The sequence below is a fragment of the Pseudopedobacter saltans DSM 12145 genome (assembly GCF_000190735.1).
Classification (GTDB): Bacteria; Bacteroidota; Bacteroidia; order Sphingobacteriales; family Sphingobacteriaceae; genus Pseudopedobacter; species Pseudopedobacter saltans.
The window spans coordinates 2,870,111-2,894,344 of the sequence record NC_015177.1; the positions used below are offsets into that span (position 1 = coordinate 2,870,111).

Here is a 24,234-nt window from a genome sequence, read left to right on the forward strand (position 1 = left end):
CAAAAAAACTTTTCTCTATTCATCCACTACAAAACATAAGCCAAAGGCATTAATATTTCATTTAGTGAAAACTAAATAAGAACATGTATTAAATAATATTCACCTCCCGTTCTAAAAACACTCCAAATTTTTTATTAACGTCACTGATAATCAAGTCAGAAAAATCAAAAACTTCCTTTCCGGTTGCCCCGCCGTGGTTAACTAATACCAAAGCCTGATTTTTCCAGGTCCCGGTATTTCCTACAACTTTACCTTTCCAACCACACTGTTCTATTAACCAACCAGCCGCTAACTTCGTATTATTTTCATCGACTTTATAGTGAACTAAGTCTGGGTATTCCGATAACAATTCTTCCACCTTTTGATGCGGAATAATTGGATTCTTGAAAAATGAACCGGCATTTCCTATTGTAGAAGGATCCGGAAGCTTAGAAACCCGGATACTAGACACAACTTCTGAAACATCTTTTATCGTTGGCTTACTTACCTCTCTTTTTTCAAGTTCTGTACTAATTGCACCATACGATGTATTAATATTAGGACTTAAAGACAAAGCATAGGTAACAGAACAAACAATATACTTGCTTTTAAGTTCCTGCTTAAATACACTTTCTCTATAGCCAAACTTACAGTCATTTTTTGAAAAGGTCTTAAACAGACCTGTTTCAATTTCAAAAGTTTCGCAAGAATCAAAAACGTCTTTTACTTCTACGCCATAAGCTCCAATATTTTGAATCGGAGACGCGCCCACAGATCCCGGAATCAGACTTAAATTTTCTATACCGGCATATCCTTGGTTAACACAATAAGTCACCAGATCATTCCAAACAACGCCGGCACCAGCATTAACACTTACATTTTCCCCGTTTATTTCCGACTCTATGAATTTGATATTCATTTTGATAATCAAGCCATCATAATCCTTTGTAAAAAGAATATTGCTTCCGCCTCCTAAAATCAGTCGCGGGTAAGACTTCCACTGTTCATCAGAGAATAGTTCAACTAAATCTTCCTTTTGATTTATCTCTACAAAATATCGGGTATTTACATTGATACCAAAAGAGTTATATTTTTTCAGAGAAACGTTTTCGAGAATATTTAGCATGATATATGTTATGTTAACCGATGGCAAATTTAAAATTTAGATACCACAATCCATTGCTATCAAAAAAACATTTAGATTGTAACACATTTACTTCTTTTTACGTCAAAGTCATTGTCATTAAAAAATCAAATAACAAAAATTAATAGTGATGCCAATAATTTGTCGTATTTTTGACCATTCAATTAAAAAAGTCAGAAGGTTAAAAAGTTAATATTATGACGGAACAGGACGGTAAAAAGGAAAAAATAATTGAGGTTGCTTTAAAAAGATTCTCTCATTTTGGTATCGAGAAAACGACAATGAACGATATCGCCGATGATTTGAATATTTCCAAAGCATCTTTATACTATTATTTCCCGGATAAGAATTCTCTATTCTTAGAAGTAGCTATTAGTATACTGTCTGATCAGCTGGAAAAACAACAAAAATCTTTAGAAAATGCCAATTCTATTCCAGAAGGGCTCATGCAAATGATTGAAGCCAGGCTTGCTTTTGCAGAACAATTTCACATGATGAGAATCCAGGATCTTCAGATAGATTACTTCTATAAAGACAAAAGGTTTATAGAACTGAGAGAGAAAATCAGAGAGAAGGAAACGGTCATTATAGAACATTTTCTGGATGCTGGCATTGAACGTGGTGAGCTTAGGGAATTAGATGCAGAAAAGACAGCCGTTACACTAAACGATATTTTCATGGGAATTGGTATAAGCAGGCTACATATTTGTTCCGGCCCAAACTCATTAGAATTGAGTAAAGAGGTTGTAGACTCTATAAGAAACAGTCTTAAAGATGTCATCGACCTGATATACAATGGCATTAAAAAATAACATGAAGAACCCTATATATAAATATGCAAGATGAAATCAATTAGATTTTTAATAACGCTGATAAGCATATGCACTTTTACGGGTGCATTTGCACAATCTACACAGTTAACGCTTAAAGATGCGTTAAAATATGCTTTGGATAATAACACTGCGGCAAAAAAAGCTGTGCTTGAAATAGACAAAGGAAAATTCAAAACACAGGAAGTGAGAGCACAGGCTTTACCGCAAATTACCGGTAATGCTGGTCTGACTTACAACGCAATTATTGGCATGTTGGTAGCTGATATCGGAGGCCAGACCCAATCCATAAAAATGGGACAAGCCTGGAATTCAGTTGCGGGTGTACAGTTGTCGCAACAGTTATTTAACCAACAAGTCTTTACCGGTTTACAAGCAGCAAAATCCAGTGAAGCTTATTACAGACTTAATGCGCAACTTACCGAAGAGCAGGTAATTGAACAAGTGGCTAACAATTATTATCAGGTATTGGTAAACAGGCAGCAGTTAAATGTAATAGACACCAACATCAAAAACGTGAAAATAGTTGAGAAAATTATTGCTAATCAATATCAAAATGGCTTGGCTAAAAAAATTGATGTTGATCGTATCAATGTTAATCTAACTAACTTGAATACGCAAAGGGCAGAAATGGCTAATGCAATTACCATGTTAGAAAATCAATTAAAGTTTTCTATGGGAATGCCAATACACACTCCTATTTCACTGCCTTCATCAGAACTTACAGCAGTTAATCAAAATCCTATTTTGGCTGACACTATAAATCTATCGGCGAGAACCGAGATGCAATTGATGGATGTACAAAAGAATTTATTGAATTTACAACGTAAAGCATACGTTTCTGAGTATTATCCAAACCTTTCATTAAATGCAAATTACAATTACAACAGTCAGGCTAACAGTTTCGACTTTTTAAAGTCTAACCGTAATGCCATTGGTTTCGATGCATCTGCAATAGGCTTAACGTTACGTATTCCAATCTTCAACGGCTTTTCTACTCGTTCCAGAGTAAGACAAGCAGAAATTGAAATTAAAGAATTTGAAGCAGATCGTTTGGAGACGACCAACGCATTGAACATGGCTTATGAGAATGCTAAAATCCAGTTAAGAAACAGCATTAATACCATTAATTCACAAAAGAAAAATGCAGAGTTGGCTAACGAAATCTACTTGAGTACACAAAACAATTATAACAACGGACTGGCCTCATTAACTGATTTATTAGATACCGAAAACGCGTTAACACAAGCACAAAACAGCTATACGCAAGCATTATTAAACTACAAAATTGCAGAAATACAGCTAATCAAATCTAAAGGTGATATCAAAACCTTAGCCCAATAAACCAAAATATAAAAGAAATATAACAATAGAAAAATGAAAAGAACAATAACCATAATTGTTGTAGTAATTGTAGTACTAGCTGCTATTGGCTATGTATTGAACAACAACAAAAAGAAAGCCCAGGAAACAACCGACTTTATCGCAAAAGGTAGTGGTTCTGTAGCTGTTAAAGCGGCTAATGTTGAGCGTAAGGAAATTGACTTAGATTTTACTGTGAACGGAACTTTCGCTCCGAATCAGGAATTAAACTTCAGTGCTGAAAACTCCGGTCGTGTAAGCAAGATATACGTTGAAGAAGGAAGCCGTGTAAGCAAAGGAACTATTTTAGCCAGAATTGATGCTGAAATTTTAGATACCGACAGAGAAACTGCTGAAGCAACTTACCAAAATGCCGTTAGAGATTTGCAACGTTATGAAAGCTCTTTTGCAACTGGCGGGGTAACTCAACAACAGTTAGACCAGGCTCGTTTAAATGCACAAAATGCTAAACTTCGTTTGCAACAACAACAAAAGAAACTGAATGATGCGAACATCAGATCTTCAATCAACGGTATAGTTAACAAAAAGATGATTGAAGTTGGTGCTGTTGTAGCTCCTGGAACTCAGTTATTCGAATTGGTTGACGTTTCTAAATTGAAATTAAAAGTAAATGTTAATGAAAATCAAGTAGCCAACTTAAAAATTGGAGATGCAGTTCAGATCTTATCTTCAGTTTTCCCTGATGAGAAATTTTCTGGTAAAGTAACTTTTATTGCTGCAAAAGCCGACGAAACTTTAAACTTTCCTATTGAAGTTGAAGTAACTAACAACGTTAAAAACAGCTTAAGAGCTGGGATGTATGGTACCGCAGTGTTTAAATTCCCTAAACAAGCTCCTGCGATTCTAATTCCTCGAACTTCTTTCGCTGGAAGTGTTAGTAGTAACGAAGTTTATGTTTTAAATAAAGAGAAAAACATAGCTGAACTACGTAAAGTAATATCTGGACGGATCCTAGGAGAAAACGTAGAAATTTTAGATGGCTTGAAAGAAGGAGAAACAGTGATTACAAGTGGACAGATTAACTTAAGCGAAGGTACTCCTGTTACTGTTATAAAATAAATTAGATTTGAGTATTGAGATATGAGTATTGAGAGTTATTATTCAAATCTCGATACGCAATACACAATACGCGATACCCAATACTAAAAAAATGAAAATTACAGACATATCCATAAGAAGACCCTCGCTGGTGATTGTGGTATTTACCGCATTGACTTTGCTGGGTTTACTTAGCTATTTCTCGTTGGGATATGAGCTTTTACCTAAGTTCTCTCCAAACGTAGTATCTATCTCAACTATTTATCCCGGCGCTTCGCCAAATGAGGTAGAAAGTACCGTTACCAAAAAAATTGAGGACGCGGTTTCTTCGATGGAAAACATTAAGAAAATTAACGCGAACTCTTACGAAGGCTTGTCAGTCGTTATTATAACGCTTACCGAGAAAGCACAAATAGACGTTGCTCTAAATGATGCACAAAGAAAGGTAAACGCGATTTTGGCTACGTTACCAGACGATGTAAAACAACCATCGCTGAGTAAATTCTCACTAGATGATTTCCCTGTGATTACCATGTCTGCATCTGCTCATATGGACGATATTTCGTTCTATGACTTGATGGACAAACGTATCGCTCCAATTATTTCCCGCGTGTCTGGCGTAGCGCAGGTAAATCTAATTGGTGGTTCAGAACGTGAAATTAAAGTAGCTTTAGACGCTAAAAAACTGCAAGGTTATGGTTTATCTGTGCTTGCTGTACAACAGGCGATCCTTGCTTCAAATTTAGATTTCCCTACAGGAAGTGTAAAAACTAAAGCTCAGGACATCTTAGTACGTTTATCGGGTAAATATACTAATGTAGAGGAAATGCGTAATCTGGTAATAACTACCAGCAAAGACGGCTCTCAGATTCGTTTAGGTGATATTGCCGATGTGCAGGATACTCAAAAAGAAACAGAAAAACTTGCTCGCATTAACAGAGCAAACTCTATCGCCGTACAAATTATTAAACAAAGTGATGCAAATGCAGTAACTGTAAGTGAAGGCACCAAAGCAATTATAGAACAGCTCAAAAACGATTACAAAGACATTAATCTGGATATTAAAATTGTAAACGATAGTTCTGACTATACCTTACAGTCTGCCGATGCGGTAATCCATGATTTAATGATGGCGGTTGTATTGGTTGCTGTCGTAATGCTTTTCTTCTTACATAGTTTGCGTAACGCAGTTATCGTAATGGTTTCCATTCCTGCATCCTTAATTGCTACTTTCATTGGTATTGCAATGTTTGGTTATACCTTAAACTTGATGTCTTTACTGGGATTATCCTTAGTAGTAGGTATTTTGGTGGATGATGCGATTGTGGTTTTGGAAAATATCCAGCGTCACATGGAAATGGGAAAAAACAAAGTCAGAGCGGCTATTGACGGAACACGTGAAATTGGTTTTACCGTAGTATCCATCACTTTCGTAATTGTGGTTGTGTTTTTCCCAATTGCAATAAGTACAGGTATGGTGGCTAACATCTTACGTCAATTCTGTGTGGTGGTAATTATTTCTACCTTGTTATCATTAGTAGCGTCATTTACTATTGTACCATTAATCTTCTCGCGCTTTGGTAAACTAGAACGTGTCGAGGGCAAAAACATATTTGGTAAATTTATTTTGTGGTTCGAAAAACAACTACATAAATTCACTAACTGGATTACCAGAATATTAGAATGGACACTTAAACATAAAGCCGTTACATTAATTATAATGGTGGTTCTTTTCTTTTCTTCATTTGGGTTGTTAGTTGCCGGATATATCGGTTTCGAGTTTTTCCCTAAATCTGATAAAGGAGAATTCTTATTACAAATAGAGATGCCAAAAGATGCCTCGTTAGAGCAGACGAACCTTTATACCCAAAAAGCCGAGAACTTTTTGAGTGAGAAAAAGGAAATTGTCCAAATGATTACTACGGTTGGACAATCAAGTGAAGGTATGGGCGGTACTACGGCAACGGCTTATAAATCTGAAATCAACGTTAAGTTGGTAGATAAACCAGAGCGTAACAATGTATCTTCTGATATTATTTCAACCACTTACACACGGGAGTTAGAAAAAATATTAGTTGGAGCTAAAATCAAAACTGTTCCTATCGGTATTTTAGGTACAGCAGACGAAGCACCTATTCAATTCGTAGTTTTAGGGTCTGATTTAGATACTGTATTAGCTTTCGCTGAAAAGGCTCAAGCCATCATGGCCAAAATCCCTGGTGCTACACAAACCAAACTTTCTGTAGAGAAAGGCACACCGGAAATTAACGTAAAGGTAGACCGTGATAAGATGTCTGCATTAGGATTAAATCTACAAACTGTGGGTGCAACCATGCAAACTGCTTTTGCTGGAAATACCGACGGTAAATTCCGTCAGGGCGAGTATGAATACGATATTAATATCCAATATCAAGATTTCGACCGTAAAGATATAGATGATGTACGCAACCTGATTTTCATAAATGGTGCAGGTCAGCAAATCAAACTTTCACAATTTGCAGATATTAAAGAAGGTTCGGGCCCAAGTTTATTAGAGCGTTTAAACAAATCAACTTCGGTAACTGTAAAAGCTCAAACCGTAGGCAGACCGACAGGTTCTGTTGTAGGGGATTTCCAGGCCGAAATAGATAAAATGCAAAAACCTGCCGGTATTAGCTTCTATTGGGCAGGAGATCAGGAGAACCAAAGCGAAGGTTTTGGTACTTTAGGTATTGCATTATTAGCTGCTGTAATTTTAGTTTATTTAATTATGGTCGCATTATATGACAGTTTCGTTTATCCATTTGTGGTAATGTTCTCTTTACCGCTAGCTTTAATTGGAGCCCTACTTGCACTTGCGCTAACTAACAACGCTTTGGGTATTTTCACCATTCTGGGTTTCATCATGCTAATGGGTCTGGTTGCTAAAAATGCCATCATTCTGGTTGACTTTACCAACCACTTGAAAGCACAGGGAAAATCTACTCACGAGGCATTAATTTTAGCTAACCACGCTCGTTTGCGTCCAATCTTAATGACAACTATAGCCATGGTGTTTGGTATGCTACCTATTGCATTGGCAAGTGGTGCCGGTGCCGATTGGAAAAACGGTTTGGCCTGGGTAATTATTGGAGGTTTAACCAGTTCGCTTTTCTTGACATTGGTTGTCGTACCAGTGATGTATCAAATTTTCGATAATATTTTAGATAAATTTGGTTTCAATAAAAAAGAAAAAAGTATCGAAGAACTGATAGAAGAAGAATACGACCATGTCGACGTTCATGAATATTAATTAATTCACATATATAGACAGCCCCTTAGTGGGCTGTTTTATTTTTATAGAGGAGAGAACATCATGAAAACTATTATTGTAGCTACAGACTTCTCTGCAGAAGCAGAAAATGCATTGGAATATGCAGGCGCAGCAGCGAAAGATTTAAATGCAAAAATTATCTTATTTAATTCATTTACACTTCCGCCTCATTATGCAAATACTTTGTTCCCAGCCAATGCGCTTGACGAGGTAAAAAAACTCAACATTGCTTCTTTACAACAAAAAGCAGACCTCATTACTGCTAAATATCGTGTTGAAGTAATGTGCCTTTCATCTCTTTTAAACATGGAAGAAGAGCTGGAAAGCATTATAGAGGAACACAAAGCTGATTTAATTGTAATGGGTACGGCAAAAAAATCTATCTCTCAGGATATTTTTGGTAATACCACAACAGCAGCGATCAGCCGTTTCAAATTACCTATTTTAGCTATTCCTTTAGGAGCAAAATACAAAGGAATAAATAAAATCCTTTTCGCCTGTGATATTCTTAGAGGAGTTCATTCCTTAATTCTGGAACAAATTAAAGACTTTGCTGAAAAAATGAATTCCGAAGTAGAGATTTTCCATGTTCATAAAGGTGTAAGCAAACTAGAGTCTTCTTTTACAAAGAAAAAAATCGATTTACAGCTTAAAAACATCCATCATACCTACAAAGAAATAGAATCTGATTCTGTAATTAAGGAAATCGAAAATGAAATTTTAGAGACCGGAGCAGACATTTTGATCATGATTCCGTACAGATATGGTTTCTGGTCTTCTTTGGTGCATAGAAGTAAAACCCGGGTCATGGCTTCTAACTCGCATGTTCCATTATTATCTATTCCAATTGGCTTGTAAAATAATGCCTCCTGCAATTCTTTAAAGAGTAACAGGAGGCGGTTTTATTAGAAACCAAAAAGGAATTCAACTAATGACTACTTAATTTAATTGCAATTCAATATTGCTAAAGCTTAATTACACGAGCAAATCCAGCCATTAACAAATGGTTATAATTCTCAAATTTATACTCTGCTTTAATTTGAAAATGCTTAAAAATATCCGTTTCGACACCTCCTCCTACTAAAAAACCTAGGCCGTAATCTTGCTGAAACCCTTTAGAAATAGCATTCCGATTGGTATCAAAAAATTTATCTTCTATATAACTTACATTTAAACCTATATCAACATACGGCCGTATAGATTTTCTTAAAAGATTCTGACGAAGAAACAGAGGTAATGTATATAGCTGCCGTTTAAATTTATCTCTGTTATTTGTATGTATATTGTAATAATAGTTAAGGCCTATATTCAATGAAGTGGATTGGCTTAGAGAGGGAAAGTAAGAACGATAAACAACGGAAGCATTATATTCTTGTTCGTTGTTATTTTTATACATACCGCTAAGTCCTATTACCAAAAACGTTAATTTATCGACGTTTTTTTGAATAACTATGTTCTTTGAGGATTCCTGGTTGTTATACAGGCTCACTATCTTAATTAACTCTTTGTCATTAAAACCAATATTACCAAAAGAAGAATAGCTTATTTTATCTGAAGACAACAAAGCAGCAAGTTTATTCCGGAAATAGAATCTTTTAAGGCTGCCATCTATAATTTTATCATCTTGCAACCACGCATATTCTCCTTCTTTAGAAAGTATGTAGATAAAATCTTCTTCAAAAACACTCTCGTATAAGCATGTTTTCCCATCAACCAATAGCGAAGCAAGAAATATCTCTTTTTTCTGATTAGCCGCATCCAGGCAAGATATTGTTCTAAAAATTTCGCCTGTTTCAAACTTTGCTTCTTTTACATCAGAAGCTTTATAATATTTGCCATCGTCAGCAAGTTCCTTTTTAAAAGTAACTCCATTCCTCATACTCTTTAAGGTTTCTCTTTTAAAATATCCCTGATGACTGGTTCCATTCTCTAAGTCTAACTGGCCTTTTACAAAAGTCTCTTTAATCTGCGCGGATAGACTAAGAGACATGACTTTAAAAAGAATAACGCAAATACAATATTTCATATAGCTATAAAATTGCTAATATAAACAAAAAAGGTTTGCCGATAGCAAACCTTTTACCTATAAATACATTTTATTTACATATGTATCGCTCTGTTATCTGTAGCAGCTAATGCTGCTTCTTTAAACGCTTCGGTATATGTTGGATGTGCATGACAGATTCTGGCTATGTCTTCTGCGCTCGCTCTAAATTCCATAGCTACCACTGCTTCTGCAATCATATCGGCTACACGAGGCCCTATCATATGAACGCCTAAAATTTCGTCGGTTTCCGCATCGGCTAATACTTTTACAAAACCATCTGTATCCATACTTGCTTTTGCCCTACCACTCGCTTTAAACGGGAAAGCCCCTGTCTTGTATTTCTTTCCTTCTGCTTTTAACTGTTCTTCTGTTAATCCTACCGAAGCTACTTCTGGCCAGGTGTAAACTACTCCTGGTATTAAATTATAATTAATATGCGGTTTTTGGCCAGCAATTGACTCTACTACAAAAACTCCCTCTTCTTCCGCTTTATGTGCCAGCATTGCACCGGCAACAACATCACCAATTGCATAAACACCTTTAACAGGCGTTTCTAACTGAGCATTTACCGGAATTTTCTTACCTCTCTCTTCTAATTTTATTCCGATATTTTCCAGGCCTAAACCTTCCGTATAGGCTGTTCTTCCTACCGCAACTATACAATAATCTCCCTCTACTTTTACTACATTCCCTTTTGAATCCAAAGCTTCTACAGTAGTAGATTTACCATTGTTTTTTGCTGCGGTTACTTTGTGACTCAACAAAAACTCCATCCCCAAAGACTTTTTAAGCACTCTTTGCAATTCTTTACCTAAAGATCCATCCATCGTAGCAATAATAGAATCTGCAAATTCCACTACCGTAACTTTAGATCCTAAGCGAGCATAAACAGATCCCAACTCCAGGCCTATCACCCCACCACCAATCACTGTCAGCGCCTTTGGTACCTCTGTTAAACTTAAGGCTTCTGTAGATGTAATAATTCTTTTCTTATCAACTGGTAAAAATGGTAAAGCAGTTGGTTTAGATCCCGTCGCGATAATTACATTTTTACCTGTAATTTCTTGTTCACCGCCTTTAGTCAATTTGATTTTAATGGTATTTTTATCTTTAAAAGATCCTACACCTTCGTAAGTATCAACTTTGTTCTTTTTCATTAAGAACGTGATACCTGCTGTATTTTGCGCAATCACTTCATTTTTTCTTTTTATCATTTGCTTGATATTGACTTTTACGTCTTTCACATCAATACCATGCTCTGCAAATGTGTGCTGTGCGTTATGAAAATGCTCTGAAGAGTCTAATAACGCTTTTGAGGGAATACACCCTACATTTAAACAAGTTCCTCCAAAGGTAGCGTATTTTTCAATCATGGCAGTTTTAAGACCCAATTGCGCCGAGCGAATTGCTGCAACATATCCTCCAGGTCCAGAACCAATAACGATAACGTCGTATTGCATAATAGTAGTTTAATTTGCCATAAAAATAAGGATTAACTTAACTAGAAGCCAAGATTTATTATGTTTTTATTGTAATTAGTTGGCTCGTTGTTAGTCATTAGCATTTAGTCGATAGTATTAAGTATCAAGACTGGTGAGTTATCATTCCAACTTTAGATTAATTAATGAGCATGGTTGGTTAGTAGATCATTTATCGACCGTGGCTGTTTTGTTGTAAAACCTCAAAGCGTACTAAGTTTTCTAAGAATTTAAATCTGTGTCTGCGTATCTTGGCAGTTAATGTAAAAATGAAATAGTAAAAATAAGCCGGAATTTAAAAGCCAATAAACTTAATAAACCAATAAACTAACTAACTCAAATACTCCTGATAAGTTAAATACTTCATTACGGCCCTTATCTCATTATAGGAAATATCATCGCCCAGGGCTTCTTTTGTTTGCGTGGTAGATATAGGTTTGTACTCTTCAACATAGGCTTGTATCTGGCTAGCTTTATCCTTTTCTACAAAACGATGGATATCCAGTTCACCAGTACCAATAAAATGGATCAAGTGGTTCTCTATGGTAGAAGCTGTCAGTCCCCTTTCCATAGCTATTTCCTCCACGGTCTTACCATCAATAAACGCATTCAAGGACATTTGTTTCGTATCTACCTTTTCCGGCTTATTAACTTTCACCAAAAGCTGCAATGGGGTTTGAGAAATATTTCTTTTCTCACAGTATTCAGTCACCATTCCAAGAATTTCGGCACCAAACTGTTTGATTTTTGCTTTACCAATTCCCTTTATACTTTCCAGCTCGGCGAAATTGGATGGCAATTTATTTACCAGCTCGGTTAAGGCTTTCTGCGGAAGAATCATATATACAGGAACATTATTATCTGCTGCTAAGTCGTCCCGCCATGATTTTATAGTTTTATAAAGTTCTGGATGTTTAATTCCTGCGGCAACTTTAGTTTCTTTCCGGGTTGTTACTTGCACTTTCTCCAGATTAATAAAATCAATTTCCGCGTTTGCCCGACATTTAATATAACTTAGTGTCTCAAAACCTTCGAGGCTGTTTTTAAGCACAGATCGTTTAATGAAAACCTCTTTTTTAAGCTTATTAAGTACTTCGCTCATACTTTCTTTTACCGCTTTATTATCGGCTTCAAAACTCACTTTATCCATCCCGGCAATAATCACCTCATCTATCTTATCTACAAAATAACGGCAGGCCTTTTTTACCCTTTCCTGAAGATCCCCATTGTCTTCGGGCAACTGATTTTGTTGAAGCTGTACATTCAAGTGCTTTTTATACGATTCGGAAATGGCGTAAATAGTTTTTTCCGCATTTTCCCTTACCTCATTTACATTATCAAGGAATCCAACAGAAATTACCTGATGATAATCTTCAGCAATTCTTTTACACTGAAATAAAGTTCCTTTGATATCTTTAAAATCAAAAAGCTCATACAAAAGTCCCTGCTGAAAAAAGGCTTTAGCCTGTTGCAATTGTTCTGAATTGGGTGTGTTATTTTCTGCTTCTTTGGTATAATGAGCTACTACCCCATCGGTTTTGATGCTATTGAAGGTCAATGGAGTACGAAGTACCATTCCTTCAAAGCTTCTGCAACGGCTTAATGCTACGTAAACCTGACCATGAGCAAAAGCCGCATTTGCGTCTATAATCGCTTTATCAAAAGTCAAGCCCTGACTTTTATGAATTGTTATCGCCCAGGCTGTCCTTAATGGATATTGAATAAAACTGCCAACCTGCTTTTCTTCTATTTCTTTAGTAGCGGGATTAAGTTCATATTTAACATTTTGCCATTCAGCCTTACGCACATATATTTCGTTTAAATCCTGGGGACATTTCACCCAAATCACATCATCTTCAATCCGGGTAATCTTTCCAATTTTTCCGTTATAATAAAATTTATCTCTGGAAGAATCATTTTTCACAAACATAACCTGTGCTCCCACTTTCAACTCCAGGTTTTCCGCATTGGGATAAGAAAATTCTGGAAAGTCGCCAGAAATATCAGCTTTGAAAACATGACTTTTCACTTTTATCTTCCCCAGCTTTTCGTCATTAATCTGATTTGCAGAATAATTATGAGAAGTAAGTGTTATATAGCCTTCATCTTCATCCGGATTAAAATTTTCTATATACCTTTGGTTAAGCGCATTCAGCACTTCCAGGTCTATATTGTTTTCCCTTACTTTATTCAACAATCCAATAAACAAATCATCTGACTGGCGGTAGATATGCTTTAATTCTATAGCTATCGGATAACTTTCCTGTAAAGCTTTGCTACTGAAAAAATAAGGATTAGAATAATGATCTTTCAGCAAAGACCATTCATCGTCTTTAACCACTGGAGAAAGCTGATGTAAGTCACCTATCATCAACAATTGGACACCACCAAAAGGCTTGGTTCTATCTCTATATCTGCGTAAAACCTCATCAATATGATCTAAGGTGTCTGAACGTACCATACTGATCTCATCAATCACCAAAAGATCTATGCTTTTAATAAGATTGATTTTTTCGCCTCTGATCCGCATCGCCGAAGCGCTTCTACCTCTGTCCTGACCGGGAATATAAGGTCCAAATGGCAACTGAAAAAAAGAATGAATAGTTGCACCACCTGCATTAATAGCAGCGACTCCTGTAGGGGCGACAACAACCGTTCTTTTAGGGCAATTCTTCCTTAAATTATGCAAAAAAGTCGTTTTACCAGTCCCTGCCTTACCGGTAAGGAAAATATTTCTATCGGTAAACTGAACAAATTCGTTTGCTAACTTAAGTTGATGATTCTCTGCCATAAGTAGGCATCAAATATACATAACAAAAGTTGAAGTGTGGTAAAAACTCAAATAAGGAAAGTACTTTCAGGTCGTAAAAACAAGAGGTTGCTATTGACACAAAAAAAGCCCCTCCAATTCAGGAAGGGCTTTGCTATTTTGATGAGATTTCTCCTTATACGTCGTAAGTAGTAGAAGCTGTATTACCACCTCTACCTGTCCAGTTCGTATGGAAAAACTGACCTCTTGGTTTGTCAATTCTCTCGTAAGTATGAGCACCGAAGTAGTCGCGTTGAGCTTGTAACAAGTTTGCCGGTAATCTTTCGCATCTGTAACCATCGTAATAGTTCATACCTGCACTTAAACAAGGAACCGGAATTCCGTTTAATGTTGCTGTAGCAACCACTTGTCTTAAACCGTTTTGACAAGCTTGAATTTTATCTGCGAAATATTCGTCTAATAATAAATTAGATAATGCTGGATTTTTATCAAATGCTTCTTTGATATTTCCTAAGAAACGAGAACGGATAATACATCCACCTCTCCACATTAAAGCAATATTTCCGTAGCTTAATTCCCAACCGTACTCTTCTGCCGCAGCTCTCATCATTTGATAGCCCTGAGCATAAGAAATTACTTTTGCAGCATATAATGCATCTCTTAAGTTGTTAATCATTTCTTGCTTATCGCCATTGAAAGAAGCTTTTGGTCCAGCTGTCAATACTTTAGAAGCCTGAACACGCTCGTCTTTCATTGCAGACAAACATCTTGCAAATACAGACTCAGTAATTAAAGTTAAAGGAATACCTAACTCTAATGCTACAGTACCTGTCCACTTACCTGTACCTTTTTGACCAGCTGTATCTAAAATTTTATCTATGATAGGTGTACCATCTTCTTCTTTGTAAGCTAAGATATCACGAGTGATTTCTACTAAGTAGCTATCTAATTCACCTTCATTCCACTCTTTGAAAACCTCATGCATTTCATCAGTAGACATAGTTAACACATCTTTCATAATGTGGTATACCTCGTTGATCAATTGCATATCTCCATACTCGATACCGTTGTGTACCATTTTAACGAAGTGCCCAGCACCTCCATCACCTACCCAGTCACAGCAAGGAGAACCGTCATCAACTTTTGCGGCAATACCCTGGAAAATAGGTTTTACAGCTGGCCAAGCAGCTTTAGAACCACCCGGCATAATTGAAGGACCTAATAAAGCACCTTCTTCACCACCAGAAACACCAGAACCGATAAAATACAGACCTTTACTTTCTACATATTTTACGCGACGCTCTGTATCAGGGAAATGAGAGTTACCACCATCGATAATGATATCTCCTTTATCTAAGTGTGGGATTAATAAATCGATAAAATCATCAACAGGTTTACCTGCTTTAACCATTAACATGATTTTTCTAGGTGATTTTAAAGAACTTACTAAATCTTCAATTGATTTCGCTCCGTAAATGTTTTTGCCTTTTGCTCTTCCGTTTACAAAGTTCTCTACTTTATCTGTAGTACGATTGTAAGCAGTTACATGAAAACCTTTGCTTTCCATGTTTAAAATAAGGTTTTCACCCATTACGGCCAAGCCTATTACCCCTATATCGGATACTTCTTTCATAATTAAGTATTTAAATATCTAGATTAATGTAATTTTAGAAATAAAAACGCCCCAAATATAACACGCTTAAATATTAAAACCAATTTGTTACTTTAAAATTAGGGGTAATAATCTTAAAAATTTTATGGCTCAATATTATTTTTCTATGAGATATAGATATATTACAACTGTTAGGTCATAATATAAGAATAATAATTACCTTTTCTAAATTTCCGGTTATATGTTCTATGCTGATTTTCAAATCACACAAAATCGTACAGGTCATCATAAATCAATGAAAAATTAACAATTTATTATTTGCAAAGTCGATATTTTTTCAACACAACTATACTTTTTTTGTATATTTGAAAGTTTGATTTTTTAACAGTGTATTCCCACACTAAGAAAGAGAAGAAAAAGATTTAATATATTACAATTATGAGTTTAATTCTTGATGTTCATGCAAGACAAATCCTCGATTCAAGAGGTAATCCTACTATTGAAGTAGATGTTGTAACTGAAAATGGTATTATCGGAAGAGCTGCGGTTCCGTCTGGAGCTTCAACCGGCCAATATGAGGCTGTTGAGTTACGTGATAACGATAAGTCTGTATATTTAGGCAAAGGTGTTTTAAAAGCCGTTGCCAATGTAAATGATAAAATTGCTGAGAAGTTAAGAGGTGTTGACGTTTTCGAACAAAACACTATCGACAAAATCATGTTGGATCTTGATGGAACTGAAAACAAAGGTGAATTAGGTGCTAATGCTATTTTAGGTGTGTCTTTAGCTGTAGCTAAAGCTGCTGCCCAAGAAAGTCATCAGCCTTTGTACCGTTACATCGGTGGTGTAAATGCAAATACACTTCCAATCCCAATGATGAACATCATTAATGGTGGTTCTCATTCTGACGCCCCTATTGCTTTTCAGGAATTTATGATTATGCCTGTTGGTGCTTCTTCATTCTCCGAAGCTTTAAGATGGGGTACTGAGGTTTTCCATAACCTTAAAAAAATTCTTCACGACAGGGGTTTATCTACCGCTGTAGGTGACGAGGGTGGTTTTGCGCCAACTTTCGAAGGTACTGAAGATGCTATTGAAACTGTATTAAACGCAATTAAAGCTGCCGGATACCAACCAGGTTCTCAAATTTGTTTAGCTTTAGATTGTGCTTCTTCTGAATTCTATAAAGACGGAAAATACGATTATACTAAATTCGAAGGCGATAAAGGCGCAGTAAGATCAAGCGCAGAGCAAGCTGCTTATCTGGCTGAATTAACTGAAAAATACCCTATCATTTCAATCGAAGATGGTATGGATGAAAATGACTGGGATGGTTGGAAACAATTGACTGATAAAGTTGGTAACAGAGTACAGTTAGTTGGCGACGATTTATTTGTAACTAATGTAAAACGTTTACAACAAGGTATAGACACCAATACAGCGAACTCTATCTTAGTAAAAGTTAATCAAATTGGTTCTTTAACAGAAACCATTGACGCGGTAAGCCTTGCACAAACTAACGGTTACACTTCTGTAATGTCTCACAGATCTGGTGAAACAGAGGATACCACAATTGCTGACTTAGCAGTAGCTTTAAACTGTGGTCAAATTAAAACCGGCTCTGCATCTCGTTCAGACCGGATTGCAAAATACAATCAATTATTAAGAATTGAAGAAGAACTGGGTGATAATGCAAAATTCATCGGTAAAAACTTCAAATACGCTATTAAATAATAATTGAGAGACAGAATAAAAAAGGGCGAATATTTAAATCAGTCATGGTCGGAAGATTTTTCTTCCGACTTTTTTGTTTTAAGGAGGTTTGTTTTGTATGTAATACATTGGCAATCAATAATTTATATTGTTTTTATTGGTTATTATTTGTATCTTAATCACTGGTAATAAATAATATATGGCCATCTTCAAGGATCACAACATCACCGTAAAACAGCTTCTTGGCTTCATTCCTGAAGCACTTTTATCAAATTTGTCTCTCACTACCAGGATCGACCACTACGCAAAGGTTCTGAAAGGAAATAAGCTGTTCTATTTGTTGTTCTATGGTATTCTGGACAATGACAGACTGAGTCAGCGAACCCTGGAAGATACGTTTAATGATTCTATATTCAAGATGCTTTTCAATCTCGATGAAGATGAAACGGTACGTAGAAGCTCCATTTCTGAGCGATTGTCCAAGATTGATCCTGACTATTTTAAGCAGATATATGATTGTATCTATGAGCAATTTTCCAGAGCTTATACATCAACAGAGAGAAAGAAGAACAATCTGATCAGGGTAGATAGCTCAATGGTCAGTGAAAGTGTTGGTAAGCTTATGGAAGGGATTGATAACAAAAGCGGTAAAAAGGCGGTCAAATATAGCATTGGCTTTGACGGTGTTTTGCCCTGCCATTCATCAGTGTTCACCAGTCCAAACTATGGTAACGAAGATAATGCGTTGCCGGAAGTTGTAAGGGAGCATGTAAAAAAGGAAACTGGCCACCAGAATATCTATGTGATGGACAGGGGGCTGCAATCCACCAGAACGATAGCTGCTTTCAACAAGGAGAAGATAACTTTCGTTTGCAGATCAAAGGAAAACAGGAAACTGGTTGAACTGGACTCTCTTATTACTGAGGGAATGGAACTCGATCTGGGCGAATCGTTACTGGTCAGCGACCGTAAAGTCCAGCTTTACACCGGTATTCCCATTAATAAAAACGGCAAAAAATATTATAGCGAAGAACTGGTAGACACCCATTTTCGGCTTGTAGTAGTTAAGGGTAAAGGAGATCAAAAGCAATATTGGCTACTGACCAATGACTTCGAAAGCTCAGCGGCAGACATTTCAAAAGCATACAGAAGGCGTTGGGACATAGAGGTCTTTTTCAGGTTCTTAAAACAGGAACTCAATGTAAGTCACCTTGTTTCGCTTAACAAAAATGGGATACAGGTAATACTATACATGACACTGATCGTTGCTATGATGCTGTTGATGTACAAGAAAGCTAACAACATCGGTTACAAAACGGCCAAAAGACGTTTCGCTATGGAGCTCAGAGAGCTTACCATTGCTATGATTGTTCTGCAATGTGGTGGAGACCCAGGACTTTTTTTTAAAACATAAAAAATGGCCAGAATTTCTTCCGACCATTCGTGATATTTAAATCGCCCTTTTTTATTTCCTATTATTTTTATCAACCTTAGTTAATTCATTACTATCATGTCTCTGATTGGGCTTTCTTTCTTGATTAGCATGCGATGCACTGCTGGCATTAGGCATACGGTGTCCTTCTCTTTCCTTTACCTGTACAAAAGATCTGTCTGAAGTAGCCCTCCCTTGCACATCTTTTCCTGACTGATGACTTTTCGATTGATTTTTCATAACTAATAGATTTAAATGAATAAAAGAATGCACAAAGAGTATGCCTTTTCTTTATGATATATCAGTTCATTCTTTGTCGAGAAGTACTAAGTCGGAGGACCGGAACCGGAAGTAAGAAAGAGGTCCATTGATTATTAATTTTTAGTTTTCAGCTTGTTGTTGGGAATGGGAAATAATGCAAGATCGACGGTGAGTAAAGTCAGAGATATGGATAGAAAATATTTGGGGACGTTTATTTAAAGACTTATGAAGCTTCTTACCCGATTATTAACACAGTTACTTTACGCTTCTTACTACTAAAGATTTGTAATCTTTAAGCTTCTTAAAAGTCATTAATCAGTCAGAATACAAACTATGACTTTGTGAAACAAGCCAAACACCTATAAATCTTTAAATTTGGTCTATGGATATAAAGCTAAGTGTACTAGATCAAACTCCTATCAGAAAGGGAAGTAACGCCAATGAATCTCTTCAGGAGACCATTCAATTGGCTAAGCTCGCTGATGAATTGGGTTACACACGCTACTGGTTGAGTGAGCATCACAATTCCGAAATGCTCGCAACAGGATCTCCAGAATTAATGATTGCCCGTTTGGGTGCCGATACAAAGAATATTCGTTTAGGTTCTGGTGGAATGATGATGCCTAATCACAGCACACTTCGAATTGCTGAAAATTTCAGGGTATTAGAAGCTCTTTATCCTAACAGAATTGATTTGGGAATGGGAAGAGCACCGGGCGGAGACAGAGTAACAGCACATTTACTAAATCCATCAAATAACTTTGACCCAAAGGATTATATCCAACAACTAAAAGATGTTAAATGCTATTTTAACGAGGAGCCAATAGACGGGATTTCCGAGATAATGATTAAAGCTATTCCTTCTATTACCACTTCTCCTGATCTATGGATTTTAACATCCAGTGGTGAAAGTGCTTTGATCGCTGCTTATATGGGAATGGCATGTTCTTTTGCACAATTTATAAATCCTATTGGCGGGGCGGAAGCATTAAAGGTATATCGGGAGAAATTTGTCCCTTCACCTGAATTACCGGAACCGCAAACCAGTGTTGGTATATTTGGCTTCTGTGCTGAGGACGAAGAAAAAGTAAAGCAAGTACAGGCTTATATGGATTATAGATTACTTAGCTTCGAAAAAGGGTTACATAATATACAATTCGACTACAATGATATAAAAGACATTAAATATGATGCTTACGATATGCAACGTATTGATAGAAATAGAAAGCGCACTATAATAGGAACACCCGATGTAATGAAAGAGAGAATCATAGCTCTCTCTACTGAATTGGACACTAATGAAGTAATCATATCAACTTATACAAGCTGTACTGAAGACAGGCTAAACTCCTACCGTTTACTCGCTAAGGTTTTCAATATTAAAAAAGGAGAATAGGACAATGAAGTGGCAAGAATTTAATAGTTGGAAAAACCAGATTTTTAGTCAATACAATCGAATTCAGGAACAGGTTGGAGAAAATGATTTCAAAAAATATAAGCTAGATATTTCATGCAGAGCTTTAAATAAAATTGCTTTAAATACATTAGAAGAAAAGAAGTTTACCGAATTAAAGAAAGTAGTCACCAAGACTTTAGATTCCATTCCTGAAAAGAATATTTGTAAAGCTTCATTAAAACCATATTATAAAAATACCAGACATTTAAAACACTATCTAAAAACCCATTTCAATCTGGTTCCTATCGGCTATCACTCCTTAAAATGGGGAGCCATAGGCTTGGGATTTGGTGTTCCGTATTCATATTTTTTAAGCTCCTTACTTGGACTTTTTATTGGCTTAGGGATAGGAATGGGGATAGGAACTTATTTCGACAGGAAAGCCGAAAAGGAAAACAAATCCTATTAATATCTTATTTATCACCTAATTGTCTTTTTTAAATGTTTAAACATTTATTGTTTTGAACAACGGATTTTTTTACCGACCTTTGAACTGTAATAAAAAACATTACAGAATGAACAACGGAAGATTCGCCATTTCAATTCATATATTGACCTTACTTGAATTAAGTAATGAAGAACTTTTATCTTCTGATTATATCGCAGGAAGTATAAATATCAACTCAGTCTTAGTAAGGAAAGAGATTACTGAATTAAGAAAAGCCGGATTGGTAGACAGTAAAGAGGGGAAAAATGGCGGCTTTTTTTTAGCAAAAAAGGCAGATGATATAAATCTTGGAGATTTATTTAAGGCAGTTTATCCAGAATCCATTTTTGCTTTTGCGAAAAACAGTCCCAATCCTAATTGTCCTATCGGAAAGGACATCAACAAACATTTAGAAAGCCTATACGTTGAAGCAGAATTATCTTTGGTACAAGAGCTTAAGAGACATTCACTGGCAGAATTCTGTCAGAAATTTAAATAAGATAATACTTTACAAAAAATATAATTATGAAAGTAGCAATAATTGGAGCAACTGGGTTTGTGGGTTCCAGCCTGGTGAAAGAAGCCGTAAACAGAGATTTAACTGTTGGCGCCATCGCAAGAAATATAGATAAAATTGTAAATAATGAAGTAGCCAAAATAGCTATAGATGTTAATAATGAAAAGGAATTGGCAGACAAACTAAAAGGATATGATGTTGTTGTCAGTGCATTTAATGCTGGTTGGACAAATCCTAACATCTACGACGATTTCTTAGCTGGCTCTAAAGCTATACAACAAGCGGTGAAAGATGCCGGAATTAAAAGATTAATCGTTATTGGCGGTGCTGGAAGCTTATATGTAGCCGACAATGTGCAAGCGGTAGACACACCCGACTTCCCTGCGGCATTCAAATCAGGTGCTAGTGCTGCCAGGGACTATTTGAATATCCTTAAACAAGAAAAGGATTTGGATTGGGTATTCTTTAGTCCGGCTTTTGAAATGAATCCCGGAATAACTACTGGAAGGACAGGAAAATATAGATTGGGAAAAGATCATCCTGTGTTTGACGAAAATAACGCTTCCAGATTGTCTGTAGAAGATCTGGCGGTTGTAATTTTTGATGAGGTTCAAAAACCAAAACATCATCGGGAGCGATTTACTGCAGCCTATTAATTAAAATACGATGGAAACTCTAAAACATTTATATAACTGGCAAAAAGATCTGGCAGAAACAGATCCAATGCCAGCACTTTTTCTGGGACACGGAAGTCCGATGAATGCCATAGAAGATAATATCTTCGTTCAAAATTGGCGTAAACTTGCCAAGGACATACCTAAACCTAAAGCCATTTTGGTCATTTCCGCCCATTGGGAAACCAAGGGAACCAAAGTGACCGCTATGGAAAAACCTCGTACGATTCATGACTTTGGCGGCTTTCCAAAAGCTTTATTTGAAGTCCAGTATCCTGCAAAAGGTGACCCTGAACTTGCAATGTATATTCAGGAAGCTTTAAAGCATTTTGTACCAGTCGAACTTGACCAACTTTGGGGTCTTGATCATGGAAACTGGAGTGTGGTTAGACATCTTTATCCGGATGCGGACATCCCTGTTTTGCAGTTGAGTCTGGATTATTCCAAACCCGCTGAATATCATTACAATCTGGCAAAGGAACTTCAAATCCTCAGAAAAAAAGGAGTTTTGATAATCGGAAGTGGAAATATGGTCCATAATCTTCGGATGATATCGTGGGAAAATATGCTAGCACCCGGATACGGTTATGATTGGGCTTTAGATATCAATGAGAAGATGAAAAATCATATAGCAGAAGGCAATCACATGGCTTTGGTTAATTATGAAAACTTTGGCCTGGAAGGGAAATATGCTATTCCAACGCCAGAGCATTATATGCCGTTAATTTATACTTTGGGATTAAAGAATAAAAATGACAAGGTTTCTTTTTTAAATGATATCCCTGTTGGCGGTTCCTTAACTATGACATCTGTAGTTCTAGACTCTAAATAAAATTCTTTTTTCTATTATAGATCAAAAAAAGCGGGGCATTTTACTGCATTTTACCCCGCTTTTTTATTTTTTATACTTGTTATACCTTTCAGAAGGCCTTATATTTTCTGTCTTTGTATTTTTTGCTTTCTTCTCATGAAAAGCCCCACCTCTGCTTGAGTCTTCCTGCTCTTCTTGTTCTACTTTTTTACGTTTGATCTCCTCTTCTATAAATAAACCATCGGGTAAATCCATTTCCGGAATTCTAAGCCCCAGTTCTTGTTCAATCTTCTTCATTTCCGACAGTTCCAAATCGGTTAACAAAACCAAAGCCATTTGATCATTTTGCTGCTCGCCAAACCAGGTTACCTTTTGTTGATATAAGTTCTCTTCGTCCGGTAAATCAAAAAACATTAAAAATGGAATTTTTGACGTATCGAGATTTTCCAAATCTTCCTGGACGACAATTAAAATACTTTTTTTAGGATTCAACAGAAAATCTTCGGCACCTTCTATATCATCATTCGAAAAAGCACCGCATTTTATAGTAGTAAGCCCCACATCCTTAGTCTTTAGAAGCTTATATACCGTTTCGGCAGTAAACTTTGAATTTACGGAAACCAGTACTTTATCAAAAACTTCCTTATCTTGAAGCAACAACTCCAGTAAGTTCAACTTTGTCTTGAAGTTAGGAACCTGATATCTTATCTGATCGATACATTTTAAGTCTTTCTCTTCCAGCTCATCTATTTCGATAACTGAAAATTCCTCCATATAATAGCTCAACATCCGAGCAATTTTCCCGTGATAAACAGAAGAAAAAACCAGATTCTGTGCTTTTGGCGTACTCCTCCCTAATTCCGAAACTGGTAATTGAAGACCGTTTTTCACAATCTCATCTGCATCGTCAACTATAAAAAGTTGTAATTTATTAAGATTCAAACCTAACTTCAGATATACCGATTTAGCTCTATCTGGTTGTGCTATGATGATATCTACGCCATCAGTAACTTCCAGAACTTGCGCATCTAAAGTCCCTTCGTCATGAAATAATCCATAAATACGTAGAGATTTATTTCTGTTTAGCGAATGAAACTGTTCTACTAAAGATTGTCCCCTTTCTTTGCTGGATACCAATACCAGTACCCTGGGAGCAATCTCTTCTGTATGTTTTATTTTATTTAAGCTTGCCAGTATCAGGGAAGTTGATTTTCCGGCTCCTTCCGGTGCAACAGCTACCAAATCCTGGCCTCCGTTAATCCTACTAAATATTTTTGATTGCAAGGAAGTAGGCTGTGAAAATCCTGCATTTGAAACGGCAATCTGTAATTGCTTACTTAGCTTTAATTTCTCGAACGAATTCATTGTTG

The 24,234-nt window shown here is 36.3% G+C and carries 19 protein-coding genes; 12 read left to right on the top strand and 7 right to left on the bottom strand.

The annotated features are described in order from the left end of the window. Window positions 1-88: 88 nt before the first annotated feature. A complete protein-coding gene (gene murB, locus PEDSA_RS12345) occupies window positions 89-1,105 on the bottom strand; it encodes a UDP-N-acetylmuramate dehydrogenase (RefSeq protein WP_013633486.1) in 1,017 nt (338 codons plus the stop codon). Window positions 1,106-1,320: 215 nt separating this feature from the next. Between murB and PEDSA_RS19625 the strand changes: the two genes are divergently transcribed. The 5 genes from PEDSA_RS19625 to PEDSA_RS12370 all read left to right on the top strand — a co-directional run bounded on the left by PEDSA_RS19625 (window position 1,321) and on the right by PEDSA_RS12370 (window position 8,524). Further along, window positions 1,321-1,935 (top strand): TetR/AcrR family transcriptional regulator, encoded by a 615-nt coding sequence (locus tag PEDSA_RS19625; RefSeq protein ID WP_013633487.1) that lies wholly within the window; start codon window positions 1,321-1,323, stop codon window positions 1,933-1,935. A 30-nt stretch (window positions 1,936-1,965) separates the two neighbouring features. After that, window positions 1,966-3,297, top strand: a complete 1,332-nt coding sequence (locus PEDSA_RS12355; protein WP_013633488.1) for a TolC family protein — start codon at window positions 1,966-1,968, stop codon at window positions 3,295-3,297. 33 nt (window positions 3,298-3,330) lie between these two features. Then, window positions 3,331-4,395 carry an efflux RND transporter periplasmic adaptor subunit gene (locus PEDSA_RS12360; RefSeq protein WP_013633489.1) on the top strand — a complete coding sequence of 355 codons (1,065 nt, stop codon included), beginning with the start codon at window positions 3,331-3,333 and terminating at the stop codon, window positions 4,393-4,395. A 91-nt stretch (window positions 4,396-4,486) separates the two neighbouring features. Then, window positions 4,487-7,645: an efflux RND transporter permease subunit gene (locus PEDSA_RS12365; RefSeq protein WP_013633490.1), complete on the top strand. Its 3,159-nt coding sequence runs from the start codon at window positions 4,487-4,489 to the stop codon at window positions 7,643-7,645. Window positions 7,646-7,708: 63 nt separating this feature from the next. Continuing rightward, window positions 7,709-8,524: a universal stress protein gene (locus PEDSA_RS12370; RefSeq protein ID WP_013633491.1), complete on the top strand. Its 816-nt coding sequence runs from the start codon at window positions 7,709-7,711 to the stop codon at window positions 8,522-8,524. 106 nt (window positions 8,525-8,630) lie between these two features. On the opposite strand, the gene PEDSA_RS12375 is transcribed toward PEDSA_RS12370, so the two are convergent. From PEDSA_RS12375 to gnd, 4 genes are all read right to left on the bottom strand, one after another. Then, window positions 8,631-9,656 carry a hypothetical protein gene (locus PEDSA_RS12375; RefSeq protein ID WP_013633492.1) on the bottom strand — a complete coding sequence of 342 codons (1,026 nt, stop codon included), beginning with the start codon at window positions 9,654-9,656 and terminating at the stop codon, window positions 8,631-8,633. A gap of 110 nt (window positions 9,657-9,766) precedes the next feature. Next, window positions 9,767-11,173 carry a dihydrolipoyl dehydrogenase gene (gene lpdA, locus PEDSA_RS12380; protein ID WP_013633493.1) on the bottom strand — a complete coding sequence of 469 codons (1,407 nt, stop codon included), beginning with the start codon at window positions 11,171-11,173 and terminating at the stop codon, window positions 9,767-9,769. A gap of 349 nt (window positions 11,174-11,522) precedes the next feature. Next, complete coding sequence (locus PEDSA_RS12385; protein ID WP_013633494.1) at window positions 11,523-13,982, bottom strand: helix-turn-helix domain-containing protein; 2,460 nt, start codon at window positions 13,980-13,982, stop codon at window positions 11,523-11,525. Between the two features lie 154 nt (window positions 13,983-14,136). Beyond that, window positions 14,137-15,594: a decarboxylating NADP(+)-dependent phosphogluconate dehydrogenase gene (gene gnd, locus PEDSA_RS12390; RefSeq protein ID WP_013633495.1), complete on the bottom strand. Its 1,458-nt coding sequence runs from the start codon at window positions 15,592-15,594 to the stop codon at window positions 14,137-14,139. Window positions 15,595-16,011: 417 nt separating this feature from the next. Here gnd and eno point away from each other — a divergent pair, with 417 nt between their 5' ends. Next, window positions 16,012-17,307 carry a phosphopyruvate hydratase gene (gene eno, locus PEDSA_RS12395; protein WP_013633496.1) on the top strand — a complete coding sequence of 432 codons (1,296 nt, stop codon included), beginning with the start codon at window positions 16,012-16,014 and terminating at the stop codon, window positions 17,305-17,307. Window positions 17,308-17,485: 178 nt separating this feature from the next. After that, a complete protein-coding gene (locus PEDSA_RS12400; protein ID WP_013633497.1) occupies window positions 17,486-18,700 on the top strand; it encodes an IS4 family transposase in 1,215 nt (404 codons plus the stop codon). A gap of 51 nt (window positions 18,701-18,751) precedes the next feature. On the opposite strand, the gene PEDSA_RS12405 is transcribed toward PEDSA_RS12400, so the two are convergent. Then, complete coding sequence (locus PEDSA_RS12405) at window positions 18,752-18,958, bottom strand: hypothetical protein (protein WP_013633498.1); 207 nt, start codon at window positions 18,956-18,958, stop codon at window positions 18,752-18,754. A gap of 403 nt (window positions 18,959-19,361) precedes the next feature. On the opposite strand from PEDSA_RS12405, the gene PEDSA_RS12410 reads away from it, so the two are divergent. The 5 genes from PEDSA_RS12410 (at window position 19,362) to ygiD (ending at window position 22,885) form a co-directional block, all read left to right on the top strand. Further along, complete coding sequence (locus PEDSA_RS12410; RefSeq protein ID WP_013633499.1) at window positions 19,362-20,375, top strand: LLM class flavin-dependent oxidoreductase; 1,014 nt, start codon at window positions 19,362-19,364, stop codon at window positions 20,373-20,375. Between the two features lie 4 nt (window positions 20,376-20,379). Beyond that, window positions 20,380-20,844: a hypothetical protein gene (locus tag PEDSA_RS12415; RefSeq protein ID WP_013633500.1), complete on the top strand. Its 465-nt coding sequence runs from the start codon at window positions 20,380-20,382 to the stop codon at window positions 20,842-20,844. A gap of 106 nt (window positions 20,845-20,950) precedes the next feature. Continuing rightward, on the top strand, window positions 20,951-21,361 hold the full coding sequence (locus tag PEDSA_RS12420; protein WP_013633501.1) for an RrF2 family transcriptional regulator: 411 nt from the start codon (window positions 20,951-20,953) through the stop codon (window positions 21,359-21,361). A gap of 26 nt (window positions 21,362-21,387) precedes the next feature. Next, window positions 21,388-22,035, top strand: a complete 648-nt coding sequence (locus tag PEDSA_RS12425) for an NAD(P)-dependent oxidoreductase (protein ID WP_013633502.1) — start codon at window positions 21,388-21,390, stop codon at window positions 22,033-22,035. Window positions 22,036-22,045: 10 nt separating this feature from the next. Next, on the top strand, window positions 22,046-22,885 hold the full coding sequence (gene ygiD / locus PEDSA_RS12430; RefSeq protein WP_013633503.1) for a 4,5-DOPA-extradiol-dioxygenase: 840 nt from the start codon (window positions 22,046-22,048) through the stop codon (window positions 22,883-22,885). A gap of 63 nt (window positions 22,886-22,948) precedes the next feature. Here the strand turns inward: ygiD and PEDSA_RS12435 are convergent, their stop codons facing one another. Beyond that, a complete protein-coding gene (locus PEDSA_RS12435) occupies window positions 22,949-24,229 on the bottom strand; it encodes a DEAD/DEAH box helicase (RefSeq protein ID WP_013633504.1) in 1,281 nt (426 codons plus the stop codon). Window positions 24,230-24,234: the final 5 nt, after the last annotated feature.

Bases quoted from the DNA above. Each gene is read 5' to 3' on its own strand.
- murB (WP_013633486.1), bottom strand. From the start codon at position 1,105: ATGCTAAATATTCTCGAAAACGTTTCTCTGAAAAAATATAACTCTTTT.
- PEDSA_RS19625 (WP_013633487.1), top strand. From the start codon at position 1,321: ATGACGGAACAGGACGGTAAAAAGGAAAAAATAATTGAGGTTGCTTTA.
- PEDSA_RS12355 (WP_013633488.1), top strand. From the start codon at position 1,966: ATGAAATCAATTAGATTTTTAATAACGCTGATAAGCATATGCACTTTT.
- PEDSA_RS12360 (WP_013633489.1), top strand. From the start codon at position 3,331: ATGAAAAGAACAATAACCATAATTGTTGTAGTAATTGTAGTACTAGCT.
- PEDSA_RS12365 (WP_013633490.1), top strand. From the start codon at position 4,487: ATGAAAATTACAGACATATCCATAAGAAGACCCTCGCTGGTGATTGTG.
- PEDSA_RS12370 (WP_013633491.1), top strand. From the start codon at position 7,709: ATGAAAACTATTATTGTAGCTACAGACTTCTCTGCAGAAGCAGAAAAT.
- PEDSA_RS12375 (WP_013633492.1), bottom strand. From the start codon at position 9,656: ATGTCTCTTAGTCTATCCGCGCAGATTAAAGAGACTTTTGTAAAAGGC.
- lpdA (WP_013633493.1), bottom strand. From the start codon at position 11,173: ATGCAATACGACGTTATCGTTATTGGTTCTGGACCTGGAGGATATGTT.
- PEDSA_RS12385 (WP_013633494.1), bottom strand. From the start codon at position 13,982: ATGGCAGAGAATCATCAACTTAAGTTAGCAAACGAATTTGTTCAGTTT.
- gnd (WP_013633495.1), bottom strand. From the start codon at position 15,594: ATGAAAGAAGTATCCGATATAGGGGTAATAGGCTTGGCCGTAATGGGT.
- eno (WP_013633496.1), top strand. From the start codon at position 16,012: ATGAGTTTAATTCTTGATGTTCATGCAAGACAAATCCTCGATTCAAGA.
- PEDSA_RS12400 (WP_013633497.1), top strand. From the start codon at position 17,486: ATGGCCATCTTCAAGGATCACAACATCACCGTAAAACAGCTTCTTGGC.
- PEDSA_RS12405 (WP_013633498.1), bottom strand. From the start codon at position 18,958: ATGAAAAATCAATCGAAAAGTCATCAGTCAGGAAAAGATGTGCAAGGG.
- PEDSA_RS12410 (WP_013633499.1), top strand. From the start codon at position 19,362: ATGGATATAAAGCTAAGTGTACTAGATCAAACTCCTATCAGAAAGGGA.
- PEDSA_RS12415 (WP_013633500.1), top strand. From the start codon at position 20,380: ATGAAGTGGCAAGAATTTAATAGTTGGAAAAACCAGATTTTTAGTCAA.
- PEDSA_RS12420 (WP_013633501.1), top strand. From the start codon at position 20,951: ATGAACAACGGAAGATTCGCCATTTCAATTCATATATTGACCTTACTT.
- PEDSA_RS12425 (WP_013633502.1), top strand. From the start codon at position 21,388: ATGAAAGTAGCAATAATTGGAGCAACTGGGTTTGTGGGTTCCAGCCTG.
- ygiD (WP_013633503.1), top strand. From the start codon at position 22,046: ATGGAAACTCTAAAACATTTATATAACTGGCAAAAAGATCTGGCAGAA.
- PEDSA_RS12435 (WP_013633504.1), bottom strand. From the start codon at position 24,229: ATGAATTCGTTCGAGAAATTAAAGCTAAGTAAGCAATTACAGATTGCC.